This window comes from Paenibacillus sp. VTT E-133280 (assembly GCF_002264385.1).
Classification (GTDB): domain Bacteria; phylum Bacillota; class Bacilli; order Paenibacillales; family Paenibacillaceae; genus Paenibacillus_AQ; species Paenibacillus_AQ nitricinens.
The window spans coordinates 1-12491 of sequence record NZ_NFUX01000061.1 but is presented as its reverse complement, the minus strand read 5'-3'; the positions used below and the strand labels follow the sequence as shown (position 1 = coordinate 12491).

The following is a 12491-nucleotide window of genomic DNA, read 5'->3' as shown; positions in this document are numbered from 1 at the left end:
TCCCTTTGCCCCTAAATCTTGTCACCTACCGCAAACTTGGTTCCCCTATAACCGCCTGCAGTCGATCACACAGCTGCTGTATCTCTTCATTTTTCATCCGATAGCTCACACGATTGGCCACAAGGCGGCTCGTAATTTCGAATATGCTCTTCATTTCAATTAATCCGTTATCCCGCAGCGTTTGGCCCGTCTCTACCATATCCACGATACGATCGGCGAGACCAATCAGCGGCGCAAGCTCAATGGAACCATTCAGCTTCACGACCTCAACCTGCTGTCCCTGCTCCCGGAAATATTTTGAAGCCACATTCGGATACTTCGTAGCTACACGTTGCTGAATCCCCGGCTGCCAGTTTGGCAATCCAATGATCGACATCCGGCATCGAGCGATGCCAAGATCAAGCAGCTCATATACATCACGATCTTCCTCAAGCAATACGTCCTTACCCACGATTCCAATGTCGGCTACACCATATTCTACATATGTAGGTACATCTACTGGTTTCGCTAATATAAACTCCATGCCTGCCTCAGGCAGCGGAATAACAAGCTTGCGGGATGCCTCACCATCCGGTGGAATCGGGAGACCTGCCTGGCGGAACAGCTCAGCAGCCTTTTCGTAAATCCGGCCTTTTGGCATAGCGACCTTCAAAATCTGTGCCATTGTTAAGTTTCCTCCTTTTCCATTTACCTACAAAATTTATCTTAACCGCTCATTCTCGTTTATCGATATCTCAGCCATGTTCACTTACAAAAGATACAAAGGTATAGATTTCACCGTACCGCACACCATCTGCTTCGATCGTATCCGTATCTAGACGCTTCACCGTTTCAAGCTCTTCTGGACCTGCTGCCAGTCTAGTTACTACTGCGTGCCCTTCCGACCGCAAGCGTGTTGCCTCTTCCAGACCTTCTTTTCGACGAGTGGCATCATATTGGATTAAGATAGGCAGCTCTTCCTCTTCGCTCGATCCAGTCACACCATCGAGAATACGATTTGTTTTTAAAGAAAAACCTGTGGAAGGGATCGGACGCCCAAACTGCTGAAGGAGATTATCATATCTGCCTCCACTACATACCGGAAACCCTAATTCCGCTGCATAGCCTTCAAAAGTCATCCCTGTATAATAGGAAAAGTCTCCGATCATCGTCAGATCGATCAGCACATGCTGTGATACGCCGTAAGAGACCAGCACCTCCCATACCTTGCATAAATGATCTATCGAATGACGGGCAAGCGGATGATCGCTAAGCTCCAGCGCCTGTCCACAAATCTCCTTGCCTCCACGCAGACGTAACAGTCCATCCAGTTCATTCTTCTGAGCTTCTGTCAGATCCAGCCGGCGTAAGGTCTCCCGAAAAGAGACGTAGTCACGGCCCAATAAATGACTCTTCAGCTCCTCCTGAGCCTCCGGCAATTCCGGAAGCACCTCTTGAAATAAACCATTCAGAAAGCCTACATGCCCCATAGCGATTTTAAAAGATTTCACACCCGCAGCCTGTAGCGATGAAATCGCGAGCGCCACTACTTCAGCATCGGCCTCAGGTGAATCATCACCTACCAGCTCGACTCCTGTCTGGAAGAACTCCGCTTCCCGCCCTGCTTCTTCCTCAATGGCACGGAAAACATTAGCGTGATAGGATAACCGCAACGGTAATGGCTCATCCTTCAAAAGAGATGCAACCACACGGGCGACCGGAGCCGTCATTTCTGACCGAAGCACCAAAGCCTGGCCACGGTTATTAAGCAATTTATAGAGCTTCTGGTCGGACGTGGAGCTAGCCACGCCAACTGTATCGTAATATTCTAGCGTCGGAGTCATCATTTGCTGATAACCCCAGCGACTCATGCAATGCAGGACATCATTCTCAATTTTGCGCAATTTCGTTACAGCCCGGGGCAGATAGTCCCGAACGCCAGACGGCTTCTCAAATCCCTTTGGTTTGGACATCTTCATTGTTCACCTCGTCAGTTATCGTTAAATAATATCTATATTTACTTCACTATGGTAAAGTGGTAGCAAATTAAAGTGTTTTTAACATCGTATCATGTTCACCACTTTTTCGTCAATCCAACGGGATAAAGCTACAACTTCATTTCAAATGCTTGTATGATTAAGCTTGTCCATCTAGGTTGAATTTCTCGCAAGGAGAATCTGAATCTGAATTAATACTTATGTACTTCGAACGAATACTTGGGAATCCCTTTATTTTGCCTCCACGTTTATCCAATACTATAATGAGCTAATATGATTGTACTTCATAATTCTGTAATTAGTGTTCTAAAAATCTACTTACAACTAGAAAGAAGGGCTAATGCATGACTAAATCCTATATGATTGGCGTTGATATTGGAACTACAAGTACCAAAGCAGTTCTGTTCGAGGAAAAAGGAGCCATAGCTGCACAAGCTAATGTAGGATATCCTTTACATCAGCCCTCACCCTCAATAGCAGAGCAAGACCCAGAGCAAATCCTGAGCGCAGTCTTCCATACTATTTCTGAAGTTATGCGGCAAAGCGGTGTACCTGCGGATAAGATTCTATTTGTCTCCTTCAGTTCCGCCATGCACAGTGTCATTGCCGTCGATAAACTGGGTAAAGCCCTAACTGCCTGCATCACATGGGCTGATAATCGCAGTGCCGGATGCGCAATTCGTTTGAAGGATGAGCTAAACGGCCATGAATTATATCTGCGCACAGGCACACCTATACACCCAATGTCTCCGATCACCAAGCTAATGTGGCTTCGCGAAGAGCAGCCTGACGTGTTCAAGCAAACTTATAAGTTTATTTCCATAAAAGAATACATATTCGCAAGATTGTTTGGCGAATACGTCATCGATCATTCCATTGCCTCTTCCACAGGCATGCTCAATCTGGAGAATCTGGAGTGGGATAAAGAAGCTTTGGAGATTGCTCATATTACAACGGATCAACTCTCGCGGCTTGTTCCCACCACACAAATCATGCAAGGGCTGCTCCCTGGTCTAGCTGAGGAACTTCTGCTGCTCCCTACAACCCCATTTGTTATTGGCGCCAGTGACGGCGTCCTGTCCAATCTCGGCGTAGGTGCCATTGAACCTGGTGTAGTAGCCGCTACGATTGGAACCAGCGGAGCCATTCGTACCGTAGTAGATCACCCGCTTACGGACCCCAAAGGACGGACCTTCTGTTATAACCTTACCCCAAATCATTGGGTAGTCGGAGGACCGGTCAATAATGGCGGTATGCTGTTCCGGTGGGTACGAGACGAATTCGCCGCTTCTGAAGTCGAAACTGCCAAACGTCTTGGCATTGACCCCTATGAGGTACTGACCCGCATTGCGGAGCAAGTTCCTCCAGGCAGCGGCGGACTATTATTTCATCCCTACTTAACTGGTGAACGGGCGCCATTGTGGAATCCGGATGCCCGCGGCTCCTTTTTTGGCCTTACAATGAATCACCATAAAGAACATATGATTCGGTCAGTACTTGAGGGCGTAATCTTCAATATGTACATGGTTCTTCTTGCTATGGAAGAGCAAATCGGGCGCCCAAGCAGAATCCTAGCCACAGGCGGCTTCGCCCGCTCTTCGGTGTGGCGGCAGATGATGGCTGATATCTTTGATCAGGAGGTTGTCATTCCGGAGAGCATTGAAAGCTCCTGCCTTGGAGCCGTCGTGCTTGGCCTTTACGCTACGGGTCGCGTAGATTCCTTTGATGTGGTGTTTGACATGATTGGTTCAACCTATAAACATGATCCAATGGAGGAACATACCAAAATATACAAACAGCTACTACCCATTTATATTTCTGTCTACCGTAGTCTCGAAAGCCAGTATCAAGCCATTGCAGAATTTCAGCGGCAAGCATAAGAATCAAAAAAGCGTCGATCAAGCCACCCTATGGTGGAAGACCGACGCTTTTTTATTGCCATTTGCGCATAAGGAAGTTACACGCCTTTGGATATGGTTTTCGCTTTCTGCGGACCTGATCCGAAGATAATCCAAGCTGGTTTAATATATCGGAAGGCCAAAGCTACAACGAGCCATGAGCCTAATAGCGCAAAGAGCCAGCCGCCAGCAATCGCTGCGGTATATGCAAGAGAACCTCCGTGGAACGGTATTTTTCTATAGAAAAATAGCAGTAACGGATGCAGCAAATAGATTCCGAAAGAGCAGGCTCCGGCAGATAACAACAGTCTTGTGAGCAAGCTTCGGCCCGCTCCGTACAATAAGAAGGAGACTTGTAGCAACACCACACAAGAGAGTAGCGCATGAAGGTTAGAGAATCCCTCATACCATAAACTATTGATGACTGTTTTCTTCGTATAGTTGTTAAACCATAGCTCAACATGAACAACCCCTGCTACGATCCACAACAACCACAAAGTAATCCATACCGGACCTTTACCAGCGCGCCAACCTTCACGTGAAGGTACCAGCCATTTTTTCAAAGAAGGATAGTATACTGCAATCCCAGCACCCAGCAAGAAATACGAGAAATAAGTGATTGCCAGACTGCCCTTGGACAACTGCCAATACCCGTTATTAGTCATGTATTTATTCAGCAGCACAAAACCCCATTGTAGGACCAATCCGATTAGCGGTGCCCAAGCCGCCAGACGACGAACCTTTTGCAGACACCACAAAATGAGCGGAAATAATACGTAAAACTGTATAATGATAATAATATAATACAAATGCGTGTATGCCGTTCCTGTCCATAAATACTTCCAAAGCTTAGAAGCCATCTCCCCTGGAGGTAAGCTCCATGTATGCCCCGCTGTCATTTTTAATGCGAAATACAGCAGCGAGAATAGTACATAAGGCACAATAATATAAAGCAGCCTTCTACTGTAGAATTTCCCCAGCGTCTTTCCGCCCAGTGGACGATCAATATAGTTATAGAACAGCACGAACCCGCTCAAAAATATGAATGAAGGTACAGCGAACTGGCTGAATTTATTAATAAATAAGAACGGATGAAACATGTTGGTACCTAGTGTCTCCGCCAACGTTCTCGAGGTAGCATGAATCGCTAGCACTGCAAAAATAGCAATCGCCCGAAAAATATCCAGCTGCGGAATTCTTTCTTTTTGTCTCATTATCTTTCCTCCTGTTAAGCTCTGCATCGAAATGATGCCTTATTCAAGTATTAACCTTCCTCATCTCCTCCGAGGCATGTCCTGACGTTACCTTGGATTTAGACTCTAGAGACCGAGGAACACTTCCCAAGAAGATCCATGACTGAGGAATTCGGCGAAAAGCAAACTGCACCATGAACCAGCTTCCTCCCAGTGCAACTACAAGTCCTCCATAGATGAAGAAAACATAAGTTAGCGACTCTAGGGGAATATGGTATCGGAACCTGCGATAGATCGCCAGCAATAACGGATGAATCAAATAAATTGCAAATGACAGCTCACCTAAACGAGTCAAGGAAGCAACGATTACATGAGGAGCCTTACGATAAAGCAAAAATGTAGCGTACAACAGAACCAATGCTGATAACATCGTATGGACATTCCATAATAGCTCGTACCACAGCGAATCTGTCCACACCCCAAAATGGCGGGCTACATACCATAGCTGCACATGGATAAAGGCTGCAATCAACAATGAGGATACCAGCAAGGTAGTCCATCCCTTCTGAGCGGCAGATTGTTCCCTCCATGGCTTCATCAGCCATATCTTTACCTTATCAAAGTGAATCGCGATAAAAGCACCCATCATATAATAAGCCAGGTAGGAGATCGCCAAGCTCCCTTTTTCAACAATATGCAGCTCGTACTTATTCCAAAAAATAAAACCCCACTGAAGCCCCAAACCCACCGGTATCGCCCATTTAATTAAGAAGCGGGAACTCTGCATTAGCTTAAGCAGCACTGGAAAAAGTAAATAAAATTGAATGCTAATAAAGACAAAATACAAATGCGCATATGCGGAACCCGAGAATAATGCTCTAGAAAAGCTTAACAAGTTGTCTCCAAAGTTCTGCATCAATCGTCCGTTAACATATAGACTTAGTGCATAATAGCCCATAGAAGCTAGCAAATAAGGCAGCAAGATGTACTTTAATCGCCGACGGTAGAAATTAATGATCAAGCTGCGTGTCACAGGACGACCATAATAATTATAAAACAATACGAAGCTGCTAAGGAAAATAAATGAGGGCGTGCCGAATTTAAAGAAAATGTTAATCCAGTTCAGCCAGTAATAATAAGGAGAATGCAGTGCCTGCTCTCCAGCAGCAAAAGATGACGCATGCACATGCAGTACTCCTAATATAGCTAGGGCTCTGAAAATATCCAGCTGGGGCAGCCTTTCCTGTCTCACAGTATTCATATTAAATTCCTCTTCTCTACTATGATGGTTGTTCATAGAGACGCTAAGCGGAATGTGGAAACTGAACATACCAGGAAGTCTGCACTTGCTGAATTTACATTCTGATATTTGAAGCTGAATGCCTAGCGTGGGATTTACGTGATTACTAAGGCTAATTATACCGTCTACATCCGAATAAAAAACTTAAGAAGATCTTAAAGTTTTCTTAATAAGCTTCTCCAAGACGCAAGAAACCCTGCAGATCCTGCGCTAAAAAAACGCAATATGAAACTGCAGGGTTTACGAAGCATCTTTTATACTTGTTCCGAAGAATCTTCCGATGAAGCTGGGCGTAGCTCTCGCAGTGGATTGCCTCCTACAAAAGAGCCAGCCGCCACGTTCTTGTGTACTACTGATCCAGCGGCAACAACTGCCCAATCACCAATGGTTACACCGGGAAGAATCGTTGTATTCGCGCCAATCAATACATTTTCACCAATCACTACTTCACCCAGGCGATATTCCTTGATTAAATACTCATGCGCCAGAATCGTCGTGTTATAACCGATAATAGAGTTCTCACCCACCGTTATTTTTTCCGGAAAAAATACATCCACCATCGCCATCAGACCGAAGGAGGTATGCTTGCCTACCTTCATCCCGAGAATCCGACGATAGATCCAGTTCTTTAACGGTAGAATCGGGCAATAACGGGCAATCTGAATAAAAATAAAGTTGCGGACACCCTTCCACGGGCTGACCGTACGGTAAATGTACCAAAGTGAGTTATGACCTTCTACAGGATATCGGGTTACGTTTCTCACGATTCACTCGTTCCTCGCTCCACTATTTCTATAATATCCTTCATGTTATGGATAATATAGTCGGGATCATACTTGCGGAGAGTCTCTTCGCCTTTCAATGACCACGATACTCCAGCCGCATATACACCGGCAGCTTTTGCTGACTGAATATCAACCGTACTGTCACCCACCATAAGAGTTTTACGAGGATCAACGCCAAGGTTATTGACTGCTGTCAGAACAGGCTCAGGATGTGGCTTTGGTTCAGTAACATCGTTCACTGTCACAATCGTATCCATGTACTTTAGCAAATCAAACATCTCAAGCGATTTAATCGTTGTTGGACGAATTTTTGTGGTCACAATCCCCATTTTAATTCCACGACGTAAGAGCTCTTCCATTGTCTCATTCACTTGAGGAAAGGGACGTACTAACGCATCGTGATGTTCATAATTATAAGAACGGTAGGATTTCTCAAGCGCACCACTTACATCCTCAAGTCCAGAGAAGACTCTCATCTGTTGCTGAAGGGTTGTGCCCATATGCGGAATAATCTCTTCCCTAGTGAGTGGAGCTAGACCATTGTCCTTCAGCGCGTACATAAACGAACTAATAATTAGCTCATTTGTATCGACAATCGTTCCATCTAGATCAAAAAGAACGCATTCTATCATAAGCTTTACTGCTCCTTCTTATCTCCATCCGCAGGCTGTCCTTGCTCAGGTTGAGCCCCGTGACGAGCTTTCTGCGGTGTATTTACTGCGCTTTCAGGCACTATAGTATCTGCTTTGATCGGTTTAGTACATACAATAGGATCAGAATAATGTGCTTTTGACTCTCCGGTGACCCTACGAATAATGATAAGCAGTACAGCTGCGACGATGATCAGTAGCGCAAGCAGCTGAGAAATGCGGATATTTCCATAGCTTGGGTCCAAGTATCCTTGCTCAAAACCTAGCCATTCCATCGGTTTCCACAATCCATTCATAAAGGATGCCAAGCCTGCGCTTCCATTAAACGCCAAGCTGTCTGTACGTATAGCTTCAATGAAGAAACGACCGATAGAATACCATATAAAGTAAGACATGAAAATCTCACCGGCACGCACAAACTTCTGGCGACGAAGGACCATGAGTAGCGCGATACCCAGTAAGCTCCAAAGAGATTCATACAAGAAGGTCGGATGATGAAAAGCATCCCCTATGTACATTTGATTCACAATGAAGTCAGGTAAATGCAGTTTATCCCGCAAGAATGACTCTTCAACCACGCTGCCGTATGCCTCTTGGTTGACAAAGTTCCCCCAGCGTCCAATCATTTGACCCGCAAGTAGTCCAGGAGCACAAATATCAACGATACGCCAGAAGGGGTACCCTTTATAGCGGAAATAAATAATCCCACAAATAATGGCTCCAATTAAAGCACCGTAGATAGCGATGCCACCGTTCCAGATCTTAAAGACATCTATTAAATTATCCTTATAATCCTCCCATTTAAACGCTACAAAGTAAATCCGTGCTCCAATAATGGCCGAGGGCACACCTAGCAGCAGCATATCCATAAAGAATTCTTGTGGTATACCAAACCGTTTGCCCTCGCGGATCGCAAGAAATAACCCCGCGAGTGCACCGAAACCCAGTATTAATCCGTACCAGTGTACTTGCAGTGATCCAATTGAGAAGACAATAGGATTTAGTGCTAATGGGAACATTCTCTCACACTCCTAATCGAGATCATCCATATCTTCGGATATGGTCGCAGTTAGCTTATTCGTGAACTGCAAGGCTGCATTAAAGCCCATTTGTTTCAGGCGATAGTTCATCGCTGCAACCTCTATAATAACTGCAAGGTTACGTCCCGGGCGTACGGGAATCGTTACAAGCGGAACATCTGTGTCAATAATCCGTGTCGTTTCCTCATCAAGTCCAAGTCGATCATACTGCTTGTCTTGCTGCCAAGCTTCCAATCTAACAACAAGTGTAATCCGTTTATGATTACGAATAGCACCCGCACCAAAAAGTGTCATTACATTAATGATACCTACTCCACGGATCTCCAGTAAATGACGGATTAACTCAGGGGCTGTACCATGCAGCTGGTTATCTGAAGTCTGACGGATTTCCACTGCATCATCAGCAATCAATCGATGACCGCGCTTTACAAGTTCAAGGGCTGTTTCACTTTTACCAATCCCGCTACTACCCGTAATTAGCATACCTACACCATATACATCACAAAGTACGCCATGGATCGTCGCCGTTGGGGCCAATTTCCCTTCTAAGAAGCTAGTCAAACGGCTGGAAAAAATAGTCGTAGCCATCGAGCTGCGAAGCACAGGAAGGGCCTTTTCATTACTGATGTCAATTAACTCCTGAGGCACATCCAAACCACGTGTAATGACAATACAAGGTGTGTTATCATTGCAAATTCCACGAAGTCGACTTTTCCGCTCAGCTTCGGGCAGCATGGAGAAAAAAGCGAGTTCTGTCTTGCCTAGCAATTGAACACGTTCTTCTGGATAATATTCAAAATAACCAGCAATCTCTAGTCCAGGGCGATTCAGGTCATCGACCGTAATGGGTCTCTTTAGACCTTCCTGGCCGGAAATAACCTCTAATTGAAAATGCTGTACCAATTCAGATACTTTTACTTTCTTAGCCATGTAAGTTCGTCCTTTCGTCACCTGCGGTATTTGTCCGCTTACTGCGTCCGGTTGGCAGTGATCTCTTTACATTCCGGAGGTAATTCTCCTGCTATCTTAATTGATAACGCTTATGAATGCAATCTTAGCACCTAACCAAACAGGGTCCATCTAAACAATAAAGCCACCCTTTCGGGTGGCTTTATCAAGAGAGAAAAGATCTTTACAATCTTATCCCAACAAAATGTTAGCTTCGGATTCTTTATCAAAGAAGTGAACTTTGTTCATATCAATAGCCAATTTAGGCTTGCTGCCTTCGCGAGTAGTGGAACGTCCATCTACACGAGCGATTACAGTAGATTTACCAAGGCCGCTCAAGTAAAGGAGCATTTCGTGACCGAGGTTCTCAGTAACATCAACCAATGAAGTGAAGATTGTGTTCGGGGAAGCTTCCAAGAATACTGGCTCTTCATGGATATCTTCTGGACGAACGCCCATGATTACTTCTTTACCGATGTAGCCTTTGTTGCGGATGATTTGAGCTTTTCCGCCTGGTACTTCAACATCAAGGTTCTCAGCACGGAAACGGATAGAACCGCTCACTTCGGACAAAGTACCATTGATAAAGTTCATTGTAGGGGATCCGATAAATCCAGCTACGAACAAATTTGTAGGTTCATTGTACAACTCTTCAGGGGAAGCTGCTTGTTGAATGATACCATCATACATAACTACGATGCGATCACCCATTGTCATTGCTTCTGTTTGGTCATGCGTTACGTAGATACAAGTAGTTTCAAGGCGCTTAACCAGTTTAGTGATTTCAGCACGCATTTGACCACGAAGTTTAGCATCCAAGTTGGAAAGAGGCTCATCCATCAAGAAGACTTGTGGATCACGTACGATAGCGCGTCCCAAAGCGACACGTTGGCGTTGACCACCGGAAAGCGCTTTTGGTTTACGATCTAGCAAATGCTCGATATCAAGAATTTTAGCAGCTTCGCGAACTTTCTTGTCGATTTCATCCTTCTTCACTTTACGAAGTTTCAAACCGAAAGCCATGTTTTGGTATACGCTCATATGCGGATACAGGGCGTAGGATTGGAATACCATCGCGATATCGCGGTCTTTAGGTGCAACGTCATTAACTACACGATCGCCAATGTACATTTTACCTTCGGAGATTTCTTCCAAACCAGCGATCATACGCAAAGTTGTGGATTTACCGCAACCGGAAGGTCCAACCAATACTAAAAATTCCTTATCTTTAATATCAAGATTGATATCGATTACTGTTGCTTTATCTGAACCCGGGTATTTTTTGAAAATATGCTCTAAACGTACGCCTGCCATTGTATTTCCCCCTCGAGTTAATTATTAATTAGTTAATATAAAAATTCTGCTTCCTTGTACATTTATATTACCCCAGTCGGGACACTATGGCTATTTGTAAGGTTCACAAAAAACCTATTTCCTTTTCGTCACTTTATACAAAAGCATAGTAAGCTTCACAATAGCAGCGTCCCCAAAGCTTCGTACATCTGCCCCGGTCTCTTGTTTTATCTTATCCAGACGGTAGAGCAGCGTATTCCGATGGATATACAACTTCTTGGCGGTTTCACTTACATTACAGTCCATCTCAAAAAAAGTCTCCAAAGTCAGCAGCATTTCTTTATCTGATAGTACAGAGGAATAGTCACCAATTTGTCCAAGCAACTGTTTGCGGCGTACATCAGGAATGCTGTTAACCAGACGTTCCAAATGCAGCTCCCAAGGTAAATGAATATACTCTCCTACTTGAAAAATACGACCCAGTACAATGGTCTCCCTGAGCAGAGCTACAGATCCAGTCAATCCCTTAACAGGGACCATAGCTGGAGCTACTGCCAAATGGAATACCCCTACCCATTCACTAGCTATCAGCTCATGTAACCCCATACTAGTCTGTGCTAGAAGATCATCTACACTCTCTTCTTCATCATCCTTATCATCCCCGCCCGTAAGTAATTCTTTACGAGCTAATATTAACCATTCCTTCTCTTGAAGGGGAATGAGCAGAATTTCGTTCTCAAAATAGCTGCGCAGTAATTTCATCAGTGAACGGTAAGAGATCTGTGGACTATGCGCAATCTCACTACTAAGGAGGAATGGAATCATATCTCCGAACAGACGTCCCTTTAGGGTGATCTCATCGGGAATTTCAGTGTCATTCTTCTCTTGCTCTAGCTCCGTGTTTAACCAAGCGCCAAGCTGCCGCGCCTCCACTTCACCTTCTTCTCTAAGCCCTGTAGCTTTAAGTGCAATAGCAAAATTTCGAACTGCGTAGTTGACCAGTTGTACTTCCAGAGAGGTAAGCCCCTCCATTTCTACCCAAACAGCGGTTATACGTCCGTCACTCTCATACAAAGGTGCCCAGAGATGACCCTCATGGATTACCAGCTGATCCTGTCCTTCTAATCCCATGCTAAAAAGAGAAGCTGAATGTTGCCTCCCTAACTGCTTGATTCCGGTTCTCTTTCCGGTGAGCTGCTCTAATTTTTTCCGCAATGTCTCACTATCCATAGTCACCATGCTCCACCACTTTTGCTCTTTTCGCCTATTTTAGCATATTCTCTTATATTATGTTAATCGCTTCAGTACGCGCTGCTATAATACAACCATAAAACACAAAAAAAGCCACCACCATAAGGTGATGACTTTCTGTTTGGGATGAGCCATGAAGGACTCGAACCTTCGACAC

At 44.8% G+C, this 12491-nt stretch carries 11 protein-coding genes; 1 reads left to right on the top strand and 10 read right to left on the bottom strand.

Features of this window, described 5'->3' with window-relative positions:
• Positions 1–25: 25 nt before the first annotated feature.
• A complete protein-coding gene (hisG, locus tag CA600_RS22910; protein WP_094873163.1) occupies positions 26–664 on the bottom strand; it encodes an ATP phosphoribosyltransferase in 639 nt (212 codons plus the stop codon).
• Positions 665–734: 70 nt separating this feature from the next.
• Entirely contained in the window at positions 735–1952 is a 1218-nt protein-coding gene (locus CA600_RS22905) for an ATP phosphoribosyltransferase regulatory subunit (protein WP_094873192.1), read from the bottom strand.
• A 368-nt stretch (positions 1953–2320) separates the two neighbouring features.
• Between CA600_RS22905 and gntK the strand changes: the two genes are divergently transcribed.
• On the top strand, positions 2321–3856 hold the full coding sequence (gntK, locus tag CA600_RS22900; RefSeq protein WP_094873161.1) for a gluconokinase: 1536 nt from the start codon (positions 2321–2323) through the stop codon (positions 3854–3856).
• Positions 3857–3933: 77 nt separating this feature from the next.
• Here gntK and CA600_RS22895 read toward each other — a convergent pair whose 3' ends face one another.
• From CA600_RS22895 to CA600_RS22860, 8 genes are all read right to left on the bottom strand, one after another.
• Positions 3934–5088, bottom strand: a complete 1155-nt coding sequence (locus CA600_RS22895) for an acyltransferase (protein WP_094873160.1) — start codon at positions 5086–5088, stop codon at positions 3934–3936.
• 43 nt (positions 5089–5131) lie between these two features.
• Positions 5132–6328, bottom strand: coding sequence for an acyltransferase (locus tag CA600_RS22890; protein WP_094873158.1), 1197 nt, complete (start codon positions 6326–6328; stop codon positions 5132–5134).
• A 293-nt stretch (positions 6329–6621) separates the two neighbouring features.
• Positions 6622–7131 carry an acyltransferase gene (locus CA600_RS22885; protein WP_179281711.1) on the bottom strand — a complete coding sequence of 170 codons (510 nt, stop codon included), beginning with the start codon at positions 7129–7131 and terminating at the stop codon, positions 6622–6624.
• On the bottom strand, positions 7128–7784 hold the full coding sequence (gene ppaX / locus CA600_RS22880) for a pyrophosphatase PpaX (protein ID WP_094873155.1): 657 nt from the start codon (positions 7782–7784) through the stop codon (positions 7128–7130). Before ppaX ends, CA600_RS22885 begins: the two co-directional genes overlap by 4 nt.
• 5 nt (positions 7785–7789) lie before the next feature.
• A complete protein-coding gene (gene lgt, locus CA600_RS22875; RefSeq protein WP_094873154.1) occupies positions 7790–8821 on the bottom strand; it encodes a prolipoprotein diacylglyceryl transferase in 1032 nt (343 codons plus the stop codon).
• Between the two features lie 12 nt (positions 8822–8833).
• The gene (gene hprK / locus CA600_RS22870) at positions 8834–9772 is read right to left on the bottom strand and encodes an HPr(Ser) kinase/phosphatase (protein ID WP_042123257.1); all 939 of its coding nucleotides are present in this window, start codon (positions 9770–9772) and stop codon (positions 8834–8836) included.
• Positions 9773–9982: 210 nt separating this feature from the next.
• Entirely contained in the window at positions 9983–11104 is a 1122-nt protein-coding gene (locus tag CA600_RS22865) for an ABC transporter ATP-binding protein (protein ID WP_094873152.1), read from the bottom strand.
• A 114-nt stretch (positions 11105–11218) separates the two neighbouring features.
• Positions 11219–12322 (bottom strand): PucR family transcriptional regulator, encoded by a 1104-nt coding sequence (locus CA600_RS22860; RefSeq protein ID WP_256989977.1) that lies wholly within the window; start codon positions 12320–12322, stop codon positions 11219–11221.
• Positions 12323–12491 lie beyond the last annotated feature (169 nt).